Raw genomic sequence first — 15822 nt, forward strand, 5'->3', positions numbered from 1 at the left:
CCGAAGCTTCAGTCGGAGTGAAAAGACGGCGCATACTAGCAATGCGATTGACAGCTGTATTTAGTCATGGTGAAATTTTGATCGAAAAATTTAGAAGCACTAAAGCCCACTCCTGTCCCTTTGCCGGGGTCTCGGGGGCGCGGGAGACGGTGCCGCGTGCGGGAACGGAGACTGGTCATGGCAGACAACACCGGCAAGTTCGGCGTTGGCGGACTGCATCCTCTCGGCATTCCAACTCGCCGACAATTCTTCCAGCTTGGCGCCGGCGCCGCAGCCGGATTGACGCTGTCAGGCAATGCCCTTGCGCAGACAGAGCGTCCTGGCACTCCGCCGGACAAGCCACGCGGGCAGGTGATCGCGGCGCTGTCGCAGGAGCCGACCGTCTTTCATCCCCTGATGCCCGGCATCGAGGTCGATCAGGGCGTCTGGTGGCAGGTATTTTCCCCGCTCTGGTTCATCGATCCCGACGGCAAGTTCGTGCCCGACCTCGCGCGCGAAGTGCCGACCGTCGAGAACGGCGGCCTGTCGGCCGACGGCCTCACCTGGAAGGTCAAGCTGCGCAAGGACGTGAAGTGGCACGACGGCACCGCCTTCACGGCCGATGACGTCAAGTTCTCGCTCGATCTGATCAACAATCCCGACTTCCGCGTCCGCAATCGTGTCGGCCACAGCCTGGTCAAGGACATCACCATCGTCGCGCCCGACGAGATCCACTGGCGAATGGAAGCTCCCTATTCGCCCTACATGTCGATCCTGTCGCTCACCTTCATCGTGCCCAAGCACATCCTGGAGAAGGTGTCGGATCCGAATTCGTCGCCGTTCCACAACGCGCCCGTCGGCACCGGGCCGTTCAGCTGGGGCGAGCGGGTGCCCGGCGACCACATTCAGTTGAACGCCTATGCCGGCTATCATGGCAAGGGACCTTACGTCGAACGCGTGGTCTTCAAGTATATTCCCAGTTTGACCGTCCTCTACACCCAGTTCCGCACCGGCCAGGTCGATTACACCGGCCTGCAGGGCATTTTGCCGAACTTCGTGCAGGAGGCGAAAGCGCTGAAGGCGCGCAAGATCTTCGTGTCGTCGACGTCGTCGGTGGAGCACATCGCGCCCAATCTGGAGTTCGGCCCGTTCGCCGATCGCGCGGTGCGCGAGGCGCTCTACCTTGCCATCAACAAGCAGGCGATCATCGATGCGCTGAACTACGGCCTGCCGACCCAGACCGAAAGCTTCGTGCCGCAGGAGGCGTGGTCATTCCAGCAGGGCCTGCCGCAACACAAATACGATCCGGCCAAGGCCAACGCGCTGCTCGATGCTGCCGGCTGGGTACGGGACTCCGGCGGCGTGCGCGAGAAGGGCGGCGTGAAGCTCGAATTCACCAACTCGACGACCTCTGGCAATGCCGTGCGCGAGCAGACGCAGCAGCTCCTGATCCAGGACTGGCGCGCGATCGGCGCCAGCATGCGCGTCAACAACATGCCGGCCGCGGTGATCTGGGGCGATTTCTGGCAGCAGTCGAAGTTCAACTCGGTGATCGTCGGGGTCAATTTCATGCTGGGCAGCGACCCTGATGTGACGCCGCGGTTCGGCTCCGGCGCCATTCCGGCCAAGGGCGGCCGTGGCTACAACACCTACCAATATCAGAGCGCGGAGGCCGATCGTCTCCTTGCCGAGGGCGCCAGGCAATTCGATCTCGAACAGCGCAAGAAGACTTATGGCGACCTGCAAAAACTGATCCGCAACGACCTTGCGATCCTGCCGCTGTTCCAGGGCTTCATCGCCGAGGGCGTGAAGGAGGGGCTGCAGGGCTTCCGGCCCAACATCAACACCTCGAGCAATTGCTGGAACATCCGCGAATGGTACTGGGCCTGATGCCTCTGGCCAGCTGGATCGCTTGAGATGGCCCGTTACGTCCTCAACCGCCTGGCGCAGGCGGTCATAATGCTGGTGATCGTCTCCGCGATCGGCTTCGCGCTGCTGCATCTGGCGCCCGGCGGCCCGCTGTCGCAATTCGCAGCCTCCGCGCAGATGACGCAGGAGGATCTCGACCGCGTCTCCAGGCAGCTCGGGCTCGATCGTCCGTTGCCGATCCAATATCTGGACTGGTTCGGCCGCATGCTGAAAGGCGATTGGGGCAAGTCCTATCGCGACGGCGAGGCCGTGCTGTCGGTGATCTCCTCGCATCTCGGTGCGACGCTGGAGCTGATGACGACAGCGACCATCATCGCCGTGCTGCTCGGCTGCTGGATCGGCATCTTGGGCGCGCTCCGGCGCTACTCGCTGTTCGATTCGCTCGCGACGGTCGGCGCCATGATCGCGCTGTCGATCCCGACCTTCTGGTTCGGCCTCGTCACCATCTACGTGTTCTCGGTGACGCTCGGCTGGCTGCCCGCCGGCAACCGCGAGACGGTTGGCGACGGCTCCTTTCTCGACCTGCTGCATCATCTCATTGCGCCGGCGATGGTGCTGGGGCTGGTCGAGACCGCGATGTGGGGGCGCTTCATGCGTTCCTCCATGCTCGAGGTGATCAACCAGGATTACATCCGCACCGCACGCGCCAAGGGCATGCCGGAATGGCGCATCCTCACCGTCCATGCCTTGCGCAACGCGCTGCTGCCGATGATCACGGTGGCGGGCCTGCAATTTCCGACGCTGCTCGGTGGCGCGCTGGTGACCGAGACCGTGTTCACCTGGCCCGGCATGGGCCGGCTGTTCCTGGATTCGATCGGCTATCGCGACTACCCCGTGGTGATGGGCATCCTGATGTTCTCGGCGATCATGGTGCTGATCGGCTCGCTGCTTGCCGACATACTCTACGCCGTCGTCGATCCGCGCATCCGGGTGGGCTGAAGCAATGGCGACCGTGGCTCTCTCCACCGCTCATCCCGCACCCCGTCTCGCCGCGTGGCGACGGTTTTGCCGGCACCGGCTCGCGCTTGCAGGCGCCCTGACCATTGTGCTGCTTGTCCTCGCCTCCGCCTTCGGTCCTTACCTGCTGCCGTTCGACGACACCTATATCGACATCATGAAGCGGTTTGCCCCGCCGCTCTCGGGCGCGCATATCCTCGGCACCGACGAGCTCGGCCGCGACGTGCTGGCGCGGCTGATGATGGGCGCGCGCGTCTCGCTGTCGATCGGCTTCGTCGCGATGGTGATCGCGATGGTGGTCGGCATCGTCGTCGGCGCCTTTGCCGGCTTCTATGGCGGCGTCGTCGGTGCGGTCCTGATGCGGCTCGTCGATGCCGTGCTGTGCTTTCCAACCATCTTCCTGCTGCTCGCGCTGGCGGCGCTCACCGAGCCCGGCTTCGCCACCACCACGGTGCTGATCGCGGCGACAGCCTGGATGTGGGTGGCCCGCGTCGTCGAGGCCCAGGTGCGCTCGCTGCGGGAGCGCGAATTTGCGGTCGCAGCCCTCGCCTTCGGCTCGTCGAACCTGCGGATCATGTTCCGTGAGCTCGTGCCCAATGCGATGGCACCGATCCTGGTGGCTGCGACGCTCAACGTCGCCAAGGCGATCCTGCTGGAATCCTATCTCAGCTATCTCGGCTACGGCATCCAGCCGCCGGCGGCGAGCCTCGGCAACATGCTCAACAACGCGCAGATCTATCTCACCAGCGCGCCGTGGCTTGCGATTGCGCCCGGCATCGTCATCACGCTGGCGGTGACGAGTTTCAACTTCCTCGGTGACGGCCTGCGCGACGCGCTCGATCCGCGGATGAACATCCCATGACAAAGAGATTCGAACTGATCTTTAGGAGTGCATCATGTCCCCGCCGCTCAACCGTATAAACAGCGACGAACGCCTGCCGGCGCAGGCAGATGTCGTCGTCATCGGCGGCGGCGTCATCGGCGTCTCCGCGGCCTATCATCTTGCGAAGAAGGGCCTCTCGGTCGCGCTGGTCGAAAAGGGCCATGTCGGCGGCGAGCAGTCGAGCCGCAATTGGGGCTGGTGCCGCCAGCAGGGCCGCGCCCGCGAGGAAATCCCGCTTGCTCGCGAAGCCCTGCGTCTGTGGGAAGACATGCAGAACGATGCCGGCGTCGATGCCGGCTTCCGCCGCACCGGCGTGCTGTTCCTGACCAAGAGCAAGGACGAACTCGCGAGTTGGGAGCGCTGGGCGGCGGTCGCGCGCGAGATGCAGGTGCATTCGACCGTGCTGACGCCGGCCGAGGTGGCCGAGCGCATGCCTGGCAATACCGACACATGGGTCGGTGGCCTGCACACGCCAAGCGACGGCCGCGCCGAACCGTCGATGGCCGTGCCGGCACTCGCCACCGCCGCGCGCAAGCACGGCGTCACCATTCATCAGGGCTGCGCCGCGCGCGGGCTGGAGACGACAGGCGGGAAGGTTAGCGCGGTCGTCACCGAGAAGGGCACCATCCGCACGCAGTCCGTGCTGCTGTCGGGCGGCGCGTGGTCGTCGCTGTTCTGTCGCCGCCACGGTATCGAGCTGCCGATCGGTCTCGTCAACGCCACCGCGTGCCGCACCACGCCGGGGCCGGAGATCACCTCGGGCGCGCTCGGCACCGATTTCTACTGCATCCGCCGCCGCCTCGATGGCGGCTTCACGCTGGCCTTGCGCAACCGCGGCACGGTCGAGCTATCGCCCGACCTCTTCCGCTACGCGCGCACCTTCTGGCCGACCTATCAGCACCGCAAGAACGGATTGAAGCTGTCGTTCGGCAAGTCGTTCTTCGACCAGCTCATGCGCGGCACCGGCTGGAGCTTCGACAAGCCGTCTCCGTTCGAAGCCGAGCGCGTGCGCGATCCCGCGCCCGATATGTCGCTGGTCACTGCCGCGCTCGCGGCGCTGATCAAGTCGAACCCCGAGTTGAAGGATATCGAGATCGCGGAAGCCTGGGGCGGCACCATCGACTGCACGCCGGACACGATCCCGGTGATTTCGCCGGTCGATGCACTGCCCGGATTCTTCCTCGCTACCGGCTTCTCCGGTCATGGTTTCGGCATCGGCCCCGCGGCCGGCAAGCTTGCCGCCGACATCGTGACCGGCGCAACGCCGCTGGTCGATCCCGCGCCCTACAGCCACAAGCGCATGATCGACGGCCGTCGGCTCGCGCCGGTCAGCCCGTTCTGAGGGCGCTTGCGGCATGACGGTTCTCTACAAGGCCAATCTGGTTCGCGGCGCGGAATGGGCGCGCTTCTTCGCCGAGCGCGCCCCTGGCGTGCCCTTCCGGCTCTGGCCCGATATGGGCGATCCCGCTGATGTGCGCTATCTGGTGGCGTGGCAGCCGCCTGACAACATCGCGGCGACGTTCCCCAATCTCGAACTGGTGTTCTCGGTCGGCGCCGGCGTCGATCAGTTCGATATCACGAAGCTGCCGCCGCACGTTCCGCTGATCCGCATGATGGAGCCCGGCATCACCGATCGCATGGTCGAATATGCCTGCATGTCCGTGCTCGCATTGCATCGCGATCTCGTGCAGTTCATCGGCCAGCAGCGCGCCCAGGTCTGGCACGAGCTCCCTCCGACCTATACAAGCGAGCGGCGCGTCGGCGTGATGGGGCTCGGCCTGCTCGGCCAGGCCGTGCTCGAACGGCTCAAATCATTCGGCTTCTTGCTTTGCGGCTGGAACCGCTCGCCGCGGGAGATCGACGGTGTCACCTGTTATGCCGGCGCCGACGCCTTGCCTGATTTCCTGGCGCAGACCGACATCCTCGTCTGTTTGCTGCCGCTGACATCGGAGACGCGCGGCATCCTCGACGCCAATCTGTTCGCGCGTCTGCCACGCGGTGCGCGGCTGCTCAATGTCGGGCGGGGCGCGCATCTGGTCGAGGCCGATCTCATCGCGGCGCTGGACAACGGTGCGCTGTCCGCCGCCGTGCTCGATGTCGCCGAGCCCGAGCCGCTGCCGGCGGGCCATCCGTTCTGGAGCCATCCGCGCATCCTGCTGACGCCGCACATCGCCAGCACGACGAAGCCGGAAACCGCGGTCGACTACGTGCTCGACACCATCGCGCGCCATCGCCGCGGCGAGGAATTGCCGGGGCGTGTCGACCGTGACCTCGGCTACTAGGATCGTCACATGAGCATCGGCGCAAACAGCAACCAAGTCGTCGCCGCAGCGCAGGCGCCGGTGCTGTCGGTCGCGGGCCTGACCACGTCCTTCATGCTGGAACGCCGATGGATACCCGTCGTTCGCAACGTCTCGTTCGACATCGCGCCGCGCGAGACCGTCGCGATCGTCGGCGAGTCCGGCTCGGGCAAGAGCGTGACCGCACTGTCGATCATGCGGCTCATCCCGAAAGAGATCGGCCGGATCGAAGGCCGGGTGACGCTCGCCGGCCGCGATCTGCTGGCGCTGGCGGAAGCCGATATGAAGGACATCCGCGGCAACGATGTCGCCATGATCTTCCAGGAACCGATGACGAGCCTCAACCCGGTGCTCACAATCGGCTTCCAGATCGCGGAAGCGCTGATCCAGCACCGTGGCCTGTCGCGCGCGGCCGCCGAGGCCGAGACCGTCCGCCTGCTGGATCGTGTCCGCATTCCCGCGGCGAAGTCGCGTTTTCACGAGCATCCGCATCGCTTCTCCGGCGGCATGCGCCAGCGCGTCATGATCGCGATGGCGCTCGCCTGCAAGCCGAAGCTCCTGATCGCGGACGAGCCGACCACCGCGCTCGACGTCACCATCCAGGCCCAGATCCTGGAGCTTTTGAAAGAGCTTCAGCAGGAAGAGGGCATGTCGATCCTCTTCATCACCCATGACATGGGCGTGGTCGCCGAGATCGCGGACCGCACGGTCGTGATGTATGGCGGCCAGGCGGTGGAGACGGATGCGACCGCGCGCATCTTCGCCGCGCCGTCTCATCCCTACACCCGCGCACTGCTGTCGGCTGTCCCACGGCTCGGCTCGATGGACGGACGTCCGCGGCCGATGCGCTTTCCTGTCGTCGACAAGGTCACCGGCACCTCCGACGAGCCGGCCGAGACGCCGGATACGATCTCGACCGCGGAGCGGCCATTGCTCGAGGTCTCGAACCTCACGACGCGCTTTCCGATCCGCTCGGGCCTGTTCGGCAAGGTCTCGGGCCGCGTCCATGCGGTCGAGAACATCTCCTTCACCTTGCGTGCCGGCGAGACGCTGGCGCTGGTTGGTGAGTCCGGCTGCGGCAAATCGACCACGGGCCGCTCCATCCTCAAGCTGACCGAGCCAGACAGCGGCACCGTCCTGATCGACGGCCAGGACGTGCTCGCCATGAGCGGTCGTACCTTGCGCGATTTCCGCAAGCACATGCAGATCGTGTTTCAGGATCCGTTCGCGAGCCTCAATCCGCGCATGTCGGTGGGCACGGCGATTGCCGCGCCGCTGCTCGCCAACGGCCTCGCCACGGCGTCGCAGGCGCGCGACAAGGTTGCTGACCTGCTCGGGCGCGTCGGTCTTTCCGCCGACATGGGCGCGCGCTTTCCGCACGAATTCTCCGGCGGCCAGCGCCAGCGCATCTGCATCGCTCGCGCGCTCGCGCTCGGACCGAAGCTGATCGTCGCCGACGAGGCGGTCTCCGCGCTCGACGTCTCGGTCAAGGCGCAGGTCGTCAATTTGATGCTCGATCTTCAGGCCAGCATGGGCCTTGCCTATCTCTTCATCTCGCACGACATCGCGGTGGTCGAGCGCATGAGCCACCGCGTCGCGGTGATGTATCTCGGCGAGATCGTCGAGATCGGCGCGCGCGCGGATGTGTTCGGCAACCCGCAGCATCCCTACACGAAGAAGCTGATGGCCGCCGTGCCTGTCCCCGACCCCGCACGCCGCGGCAGCAGGCGCGAAATCGCCAACGATGAGATCAGAAGCCCGGTGCGCTCGCCGGACTACCAGCCGCCGGCGCGGCAGTATCGCGAGGTATCACCGGGCCACGTCGTGCAGGCGTGGGGCCAGGAGTGGTCGGCCTGAGACGCAGGCTTGAGCCTCACGAATTGACGTGCACGAAATCCCGCAGCAGCGGATAGATCTCGTTGTTCCATCGCTTGCCGGAGAATACGCCGTAATGGCCGACGCCGGCCTGCATGTGGTGGACGCGGCGATAGGCGCGCACGCCGGTGCAGAGGTCTTGCGCAGCGAGCGTCTGGCCGATCGAGCAGATGTCGTCCTTCTCGCCCTCGACCGTCATCAACCCCATGCGGCTGACCGCCTTGGTGTCGACAGGGCGGCCGCGATGCATCAGCTTGCCCTGCGGCAGCAGGTGCTCCTGGAACACGTCGCGCACGGTCTCGATGTAGAATTCGGCCGGCAGATCCATCACCGCGAAATATTCGTCGTAGAAGGTCTTGATGGTCGCCGCCTTCTCCTTCTCGCCCTTGGCGATGTGGTTGGCCAGATCCATGTGCTGCTTGATGTGCCGCTCGAGATTCATCGAGACGAAGGCGGTGAGCTGCACGAAGCCGGGATAGACCTTGCGGAATGCGCCGCGGCACTGCACCGGCACGTAGTTGATCAGGTTCTGCTCGAACCATTCGATCGGCTTGCTTTTGGCGAACTCGTTGACCTTGGTCGGCTGGATCCGCGTGTCGATCGGCCCCGCCATCAGCGTCAGCGTCGCGGGCCGCGAGGGATGGTTGCCTTCGCACATGATCGCGGCGGCCGCGAGCGCCGAGACCGACGGTTGGCAGATCGCCACCATATGCGGGCGCGGACCGAGCTGGCCGAGAAAGTCGATCAGGTGCTCGGTGTAGTCGTCGAGCCCGAAGCGGCCCTCGCTGCGCGGAATGTCGCGTGGATTGTGCCAGTCGGTGATGTAGACGTCGTGGTCCTGCAGCAGCGTCTTCACGGTGCCGCGCAAGAGCGTTGCGAAATGGCCGGACATCGGCGCCACCAGCAGCATGCGCGGCTGCTCGCCCACGCCGTCCTTTTTGAAGTGCAGCAGCGAGCCGAACGGCGTCGCATAGGCGATCTCCTCGGTGACGCCAACCTCGCGATTGCCGATCATCACGCTGTCGATGCCGTAGGCCGGGCGGTCATAGGTGAGGGTGGAGCGCGAGATCAGCTCCAGCGCCGCCGAGAGCCGGCCGACGACCTGGTCCGACATGCCCTGGGGCACCAGGTTGAGGAATTTGAGTGCGGACGAGGCGCCCGCCCGAAGCGGCGCCGTCAAGTCCATATGGTTCTGAAAGGCCTGATAATACATCGACATCATACTGAAGCGCCCACCTGTCCTGCCTCGCCATGCAATATCGGAGCCAGACAAGAGGTGCCGGCCGGCAAAATTGGCACGTCGCTTGCTGCGCGTTGGGCCGGAAACGTGAGGGAAAGGCCCTATGGCGAAGGCGACACTGACCATCAGCAGCAAGAACTACTCATCCTGGTCGCTGCGTGGCTGGCTGCTGACGAAATTCTCCGGGCTCGATTTCGAGGAGATCATCACAGCGCCCGACGACGCGTCGGCGCGCGCGGAAATCCTGCTGCTGTCGTCCTCGATCCTGGTGCCTTGCCTGCGGCACGAGGGCGCGACCGTCTGGGATACGCTGGCGATCGCCGAATATCTCAACGAGGTGATGCCGTCGGCCGGCCTGTTGCCTGATGACCGCGTCCAGCGCGCGCATTGCCGCTCGATCTGCGGGGAAATCCATTCCGGCTTCACCACGCTGCGTGCCTCGCTGCCGGTCAATCTGAAGGGGCATTTCCCCGGCTTCAAGGTCTGGTCGCGCGCCCAGGCCGATATCGACCGCGTCTGGTTCATCTGGCGCGACTGCCTGGCGAAGTCGGGCGGCCCGTTCCTGTTCGGCGAGAAGCGCACCATGGCGGATGCGATGTACGCCCCGGTGGTGACGCGCTTCGTCACCTATGACGTCAAGCTTGAGCCGCGGCTGAAGGCCTATGCCGACACCATCATGGGCATGCCCGAGATGAAAGAATGGATTGCTGCGGCGCGGGAAGAGCCGGCCGAGATCGAGGAGCTCGAGGTCGAATATTAGGCAAGTCCTGCGCAGCCCTGCCTGTTTCCGGGGCGGCGACGGCCGCTGCCTTCCCTGGCTTCTATCTCTTTGCCATCGTTAACTTTTGGCACCGGTAACCGGCGAGGAAGGATTTTGCGCCGCACAGATGTTGTGCGCGCCGGCACCGCCTTGTCGACATCTAGCCGTGAACATCAGCGTACAGGGCTGTCAGGCTGATTCGGACGTGATTCGTTCGGGCCGCGTTCCCTTCGTTAAGACGGAGCGCGGCCCCGTTGCATTTTGAGACAGATGCAAGCCGTCAGGCCGCGCCGGAATGCTTCACGCGCGGCACGCGCCAGGCGATGACGGTGGCTTCCACGGGAACGCCCGCCGCGTGGTTCTGCCAGCGTCCCTCGACATAGCGGCAGGCGAACGGCAGCTGATACGTTCCGCTGTGATCCTCGCACAAAACCTCGAGCGGCAGGCCAGGCGGTGGTTCTCCGGCGCCATCGAACTCCGCCAGACGTCTTTCGCGCGTTGCCATTCCAAAAATCTCCCCTAATCAAAGCCGCGGAAAGAGCGCCCACTTCTTCCGCGCGCGGTTCACTGCTCCCGTCCAAAGGGAACACGTCAAGCTCAACGCGAGAATGCGGTGCGAGTGTGGTAGCCTTACGCGGCTGCGCGCAATCGGCGCACATTGCCGTGATCAATTGACGAGGAACCTTTATGCCGCGCCGGATCGTTGCCGTCTGTTTCGTTGTGCTACCCTTCGTCGTGCACGCGCCGGTTCTGGCACAGGACGTCCCCGGCATCGAGATCTGCACAGTCGAGAAGACGATGGAGCGGCGCACCAGCTGCTTGCAGAGCAATGTCGATTTCCTGCAGAAGACCATCACCAAGCTCAATCTCGACCACCAGCAGAAGATCGATGCGGCGGGCCGCCAGATCGATGCGCTGAAGGTGACGCTTGCAGGCCTGCAGAAGACCATCGGCGATCTGCAGGCGGCACAGACGAAGACGGCGGAGGATCTGAAGAAGAAGCAAGATGCACCGCCGCCGAAGGATGCAGCGAAGTAAATGGTGCGGTGTCCCGGACGCGGCGCGGCATGAAATGACGCGACGCAGAGCCGGGACCCAGGAGCTCCACGCGACGTGGTGAGATGGGCCCCGGTTCTGCAGCGCATCACCAAAGTGCTGCGCCGCGTCCGGGCACGAGAGCAATGGCGATCAAGCGGCGCGCCTCGCGTTCACTTAAACCGTCCAGGCTTCGAACGAGAGCCTTAACCCATGAACCCGGCCCAGCGCGCGCTCTGGTACATCGAAAGCCATCTGGCCGAGCCGATGACGCTCGACGAAATCGCTGCGATCGGTGGCGTGTCGCGGTTCCACATCGTGCGCGCGTTTGCCGCAGCCACTGGCTATCCGGTGATGCGTTACGTGCGCGCACGGCGGCTGAGTGAGGCGGCGCGCAGCCTGGCCGGGGGCGCGCAGGACATTCTGAGCGTCGCGTTGGAGGCGGATTACGGCTCGCACGAAGCATTCACCCGCGCGTTCCGCGACCAGTTCGGCACCACCCCCGAAGCGGTCCGGGCCGCGAAATGCACTGACGCTCTCAAGCTCCAGGAGCCGATCCTCATGGACTCCACCATGTCAGACAATCTCGCTAGCCCGCGTTTCGAAACAGCCAAGGCCTTCCTTATCGCCGGCCTCGCCGAGCGCATCTCCTGCGACAACGGCGCGGCCATTCCCGGCCTGTGGCACCGCTTCCACCAGGAGGTCGCCGACATTCCCGCTCGCATCGGCAACGTTGCCTACGGCGTCTGCTGCAACGGCGATGATGTCGGCAATTTCGATTACATCGCCGGCGTCGAGGTCGCCGATTTCTCGGACTTGCCCCGCGGGTTCGGTCACATCCGCATCCCCGAGCAGCGCTATGCGGTCTTCACCCATGCCGACCACGTCGCCTCGGTCCGCCGCACCGTCAACGCGATCTGGAATCAATGGCTGCCGGCCTCCGGCCTGAAGGCCGCGGACGCACCGAACTTCGAGCGCTACGACGAGAAATTCGATCCCGTCACCGGCGACGGTGGCTTCGAGATTTGGGTGCCGGTGAAGGAGTAACGCGCAACGCTGGCATACCGTCCCGCTTGCTTGGCAAGCGGAAGCGGCTTTGTCATAACCGCAGGCAAATCTTGCCTGCGGGGCCCGTGTCGGACATCCCGCGCAAGCCATAACAAGCAGCCGGGAGGGCCCCACCATGTCCAACGTCCGCGTTCTCGCCACCGACCTCGAATTTCCTGAGGGGCCGGTCGTGATGCCTGACGGATCGGTGGTGCTGGTGGAAATCCGCGGCCAGCGTCTGACCCGCGTCCATCCCGACGGCCGCAAGGAGATCGTCGCGAAAGTGCCGGGAGGTCCGAACGGCGCCGCGCTCGGTCCCGACGGCAAGATCTACATCTGCAACAATGGCGGCTTCTCCTGGATCCCGACCGGCAAGATGATCATGCCCGGCCCGCAGCCGCAGGATTATCTCGGCGGCTCGATCCAGCGCGTCGATCTGCAATCGGGCAAGGTCGAGACCGTCGTAACCAAATGCGGCGAGCACGATCTGCGCGGGCCGAACGATCTCGTATTCGACAAGCATGGCGGCCTCTGGTTCTCCGATCTCGGCAAGCGCCGCGCCCGCGAGATGGATGTCGGCGGCATGTATTACCTCAAGCCCGGCATGACCGAGATCGTCGAAATCGTGCATGGCGTGCTGCCGGCCAACGGCATTGGCCTGTCGCCGGATGAAAACACCGTCTACATCGCCGAGACGCCCACGGGCCGGCTCTGGGCCTATGAGCTGTCCGCGCCCGGCACCTTGAAGCCACGCGACGTGATCTACCGCGGCGAACGGGGCAAGCCGATCTGCGGCCTCGGCGGCTACCAGATGTTCGACTCGCTCGCGGTGGAAGCGAATGGCAATGTCTGCGTCGCCACGCTCGTGTCCGGCTGCATCTCGGTGATCGCGCCCGATGGTACCCTGGTCGAGCAGGTCCCGACCGGCGACCGCGTCACCACCAACATCGCCTTCGGCGGCCCGGAGCTGAAGACCGCCTATATCACATTATCAGGCAAGGGCGAGCTCGTCGCCATGGACTGGCCGCGGGGCGGTTTGCCGTTGAATTTTCTGAATAAGTGAGCCAAGCCGTCATTGCGAGGAGCCCGCGACAAAATTGCGAAGCAATTTTGCGCTGGCGACGAAGCAATCCAGGCTGCCTCCGCGGTAAGGTTCTGGATTGCTTCGCTTCGCTCGCAATGACAACGGAGAGAGATTGCAATGCCCTGGCCTGATCCCATTACCCTGCGTGGACAGCACGCCCGTCTCGAGCCGTTGTCGAAGGAGCATCGCGAGGGGCTGGTGGAGGCCGTCAAGGACGGCGAGCTCTATACGATCTGGTATACCGCGATCCCGACGCCGGACAACGTTGCCAAGGAGATCGACCGACGCCTCGCCCTGCAGGCTTCAGGCTCGATGCTGCCGTTCACGGTGTTTGACGCCGCCGGCAAGATCGTCGGCCAGACCACCTACATGAACATCGATGCCGCCAACCGCCGCGTCGAGATCGGCTCGACCTGGTATGCGAAGAGCGCGCAGCGCGGCCCGCTCAACACGCAGTGCAAGCTGCTTCTGCTCACCCACGCTTTCGAGACGCTGAACTGCATCGCGGTCGAATTCCGCACGCATTTCTTCAACCACCAGAGCCGCCGTGCCATCGAGCGCCTCGGCGCCAAGCAGGACGGCATTTTGCGCAGCCACCAGATCGCGCCGAACGGCACGTTGCGCGACACGGTCGTTTACAGCATCACTGCCGCCGAATGGCCGACGGTGAAAGCGCATTTGAACTATCAACTCAACGAAAAGCCGCGCTAGGGGCGGCCGAGGCACCATGGATAGATTTGACTACGTGATTGTCGGCGCGGGCTCCGCCGGCTGCATCCTCACCTCCAGGCTCAGCGAAGATCCCAACACCAGCGTCTGCGTGCTCGAAGCGGGTCCGAACGATTGGCACCCCTACATCCATCTGCCGGCGGGTTTCATCAAGACCTTCCACATGAAGAGCATCAACTGGGCCTATCAGCAGGAGCCGGGGCCCTACACCGGCGGGCGCAGCATCTATGCGCCGCGCGGCAAGACGCTCGGCGGCTCGTCCTCGATCAACGGCCATATCTACAATCGCGGCCAGCGCATGGATTTCGACACCTGGGCGCAGATGGGCAATCGCGGCTGGGGCTATGCCGACGTGCTGCCGTACTTCAAGCGGCTGGAGAAGCGGGTCGGCGAGGGCGACAGCACGTTTCGCGGCCGCGACGGCAAGCTCACCGTCACCACCATGGACTGGCGCGATCCGCTCTGCGAGGCCTTCATGGAAGGCGCGGTCTCGCTCGGCATCCCGCGCAACCCTGATTACAACGGCGCGAAGCAGGAAGGCGTCTCCTACTGCCAGCGCACCATCAACAACGGCTTGCGCGTCTCCGGCGCGACCGCGTTCCTGAAGCCGGCGATGAAGCGGCCCAACGTGCATGTGCACACCCATGCGCACGCGACCGAGATCATCTTCGAGGGCAAGCGCGCCGTCGGCGTGCGCTACTCCAAGGGCGGTCGCGGCGGCACGCCGGTGGAGGTGCGCGCCAACAAGGAGGTCATCCTCTCCGGCGGCACCTATAATTCGCCGCAGCTCCTGCAACTCTCCGGCATCGGCGCGCCCGATCTCTTGAACGCCCACGGCATCACCGTGCGTCACGCGCTGCCGGTCGGCGAAGGCCTGCAGGACCACTATGCCCCGCGCACGGTGGCGCGCGTCAAGGACATCAAGACCATCAACGAGCTTCGCCGCGGCTGGCGGCTCTGGGTCGAGGCGATGAAATGGGCGACCCAGCGCAAGGGCCTGCTGTCGCTGTCGCCGACCATGGTCTATTGCTTCTGGCACTCCGGCGAGAGCGCCGATAGTTCAGATCTGCAGCTCACCTTCACCCCGGCGAGCTACAAGGAAGGCGTGCAGGGGCAGCTCGAGGACGAGCCCGGCATGACGGTCGCGTCCTGGCAGCAGCGCCCGGAGAGCCGCGGCTATGTCCGCATCCGCTCGCCCGATCCGTTCGCGCCGCCGATCATCCAGACCAACTATCTCGATGCCGAGCTCGATCGCCGCGTCATCGTCGGCGGCATGAAGCTCGCGCGGCGTCTTTTGAAGAGTGCACCGCTGTCGCCCTATTACGCTTACGAGGATTTCCCGGGCCCGAACGTCAACAGCGACGACGAATTCCTGCACGCGGCAACAGAGCGGGGCACCACCACCTTCCACCCCGGCTGCACCTGCCGCATGGGCCCGGCGGATTCGACCTGGGCCGTCGTCGACGACCAGCTCCGCGTCCACGGCCTCGAAGGCCTCCGCGTCATCGACGCCTCGGTCATGCCGCGCATGATCTCGGCCAACCTCAACGCCTCCACCATGATGATCGCCGACCGCGCCTCGGATCTGATCCGCGGCAAGGCGCCGATGGAAGCGGCGAGGATTCCGGACATGGCGGTGGCGTGAGGTTTCGTAGGGTGGGTTAGCAAGCGGCTGCGCAGAGCGCATCCGCTGGCGTAACCCACCACTTCTGTCGATGCAGACACAAAAGAGGTGGGTTACGCTTCGCTAACCCACCTTACAAGATTGCTGTGTCGCCACCCCGTCAATCCCTTCCCGAAAAAATATTACGCTTTACCGAAATTCGGAATTGCGGCATAAGTCGACACAGCCCGGCCCGACGAAGAGGGGCGGTTCGCGAGTCGTTCGAAACGCGGGCCGGGTTGCGGTGGACGCGGCAGCGTCGGCACGAGATGGCGCGGGCAGGGCGGGTAGTCCCTGTGAGCCCGAAGCCGCGGGTAGAGGAACGGCGCTGGGAAATTCGT

Annotated in this window: 14 protein-coding genes; 12 read left to right on the top strand and 2 right to left on the bottom strand. The window is 64.8% G+C overall.

Features of this window, described 5'->3' with window-relative positions:
* Window positions 1-177: 177 nt before the first annotated feature.
* Genes G8O24_RS33485 through G8O24_RS33510 form a run of 6 tightly spaced genes read left to right on the top strand, consistent with a single transcriptional unit; the run spans window position 178 to window position 7905 of the window.
* A complete protein-coding gene (locus tag G8O24_RS33485) occupies window positions 178-1869 on the top strand; it encodes a peptide ABC transporter substrate-binding protein (RefSeq protein WP_188106809.1) in 1692 nt (563 codons plus the stop codon).
* 27 nt (window positions 1870-1896) lie between these two features.
* Entirely contained in the window at window positions 1897-2847 is a 951-nt protein-coding gene (locus G8O24_RS33490) for an ABC transporter permease (protein ID WP_188106810.1), read from the top strand.
* A 4-nt stretch (window positions 2848-2851) separates the two neighbouring features.
* On the top strand, window positions 2852-3727 hold the full coding sequence (locus tag G8O24_RS33495) for an ABC transporter permease (protein WP_188106811.1): 876 nt from the start codon (window positions 2852-2854) through the stop codon (window positions 3725-3727).
* A gap of 34 nt (window positions 3728-3761) precedes the next feature.
* A complete protein-coding gene (locus G8O24_RS33500) occupies window positions 3762-5090 on the top strand; it encodes an NAD(P)/FAD-dependent oxidoreductase (protein ID WP_188106812.1) in 1329 nt (442 codons plus the stop codon).
* Between the two features lie 13 nt (window positions 5091-5103).
* Window positions 5104-6030 (top strand): 2-hydroxyacid dehydrogenase, encoded by a 927-nt coding sequence (locus G8O24_RS33505; RefSeq protein ID WP_188106813.1) that lies wholly within the window; start codon window positions 5104-5106, stop codon window positions 6028-6030.
* Between the two features lie 9 nt (window positions 6031-6039).
* Window positions 6040-7905 carry an ABC transporter ATP-binding protein gene (locus G8O24_RS33510; protein WP_188106814.1) on the top strand — a complete coding sequence of 622 codons (1866 nt, stop codon included), beginning with the start codon at window positions 6040-6042 and terminating at the stop codon, window positions 7903-7905.
* 16 nt (window positions 7906-7921) lie between these two features.
* Here the strand turns inward: G8O24_RS33510 and G8O24_RS33515 are convergent, their stop codons facing one another.
* The gene (locus G8O24_RS33515) at window positions 7922-9145 is read right to left on the bottom strand and encodes a polyhydroxyalkanoate depolymerase (RefSeq protein WP_188106815.1); all 1224 of its coding nucleotides are present in this window, start codon (window positions 9143-9145) and stop codon (window positions 7922-7924) included.
* A 121-nt stretch (window positions 9146-9266) separates the two neighbouring features.
* Between G8O24_RS33515 and G8O24_RS33520 the strand changes: the two genes are divergently transcribed.
* On the top strand, window positions 9267-9923 hold the full coding sequence (locus tag G8O24_RS33520; protein ID WP_188106816.1) for a glutathione S-transferase family protein: 657 nt from the start codon (window positions 9267-9269) through the stop codon (window positions 9921-9923).
* A gap of 280 nt (window positions 9924-10203) precedes the next feature.
* Here the strand turns inward: G8O24_RS33520 and G8O24_RS33525 are convergent, their stop codons facing one another.
* Window positions 10204-10428 carry a hypothetical protein gene (locus G8O24_RS33525; protein WP_188106817.1) on the bottom strand — a complete coding sequence of 75 codons (225 nt, stop codon included), beginning with the start codon at window positions 10426-10428 and terminating at the stop codon, window positions 10204-10206.
* A 182-nt stretch (window positions 10429-10610) separates the two neighbouring features.
* Here G8O24_RS33525 and G8O24_RS33530 point away from each other — a divergent pair, with 182 nt between their 5' ends.
* The 5 genes from G8O24_RS33530 (at window position 10611) to G8O24_RS33550 (ending at window position 15463) form a co-directional block, all read left to right on the top strand.
* Window positions 10611-10961 (top strand): hypothetical protein, encoded by a 351-nt coding sequence (locus G8O24_RS33530; protein ID WP_188106818.1) that lies wholly within the window; start codon window positions 10611-10613, stop codon window positions 10959-10961.
* A 210-nt stretch (window positions 10962-11171) separates the two neighbouring features.
* On the top strand, window positions 11172-12005 hold the full coding sequence (locus tag G8O24_RS33535) for an AraC family transcriptional regulator (RefSeq protein ID WP_188106819.1): 834 nt from the start codon (window positions 11172-11174) through the stop codon (window positions 12003-12005).
* 136 nt (window positions 12006-12141) lie between these two features.
* Entirely contained in the window at window positions 12142-13068 is a 927-nt protein-coding gene (locus tag G8O24_RS33540) for an SMP-30/gluconolactonase/LRE family protein (protein WP_188106820.1), read from the top strand.
* A gap of 138 nt (window positions 13069-13206) precedes the next feature.
* Entirely contained in the window at window positions 13207-13800 is a 594-nt protein-coding gene (locus G8O24_RS33545) for a GNAT family N-acetyltransferase (RefSeq protein WP_188106821.1), read from the top strand.
* 16 nt (window positions 13801-13816) lie between these two features.
* Window positions 13817-15463 carry a GMC family oxidoreductase gene (locus G8O24_RS33550; protein WP_188106822.1) on the top strand — a complete coding sequence of 549 codons (1647 nt, stop codon included), beginning with the start codon at window positions 13817-13819 and terminating at the stop codon, window positions 15461-15463.
* Window positions 15464-15822: the final 359 nt, after the last annotated feature.

The organism is Bradyrhizobium campsiandrae, from assembly GCF_014529705.1.
Lineage (GTDB): Bacteria > Pseudomonadota > Alphaproteobacteria > Rhizobiales > Xanthobacteraceae > Bradyrhizobium > Bradyrhizobium campsiandrae.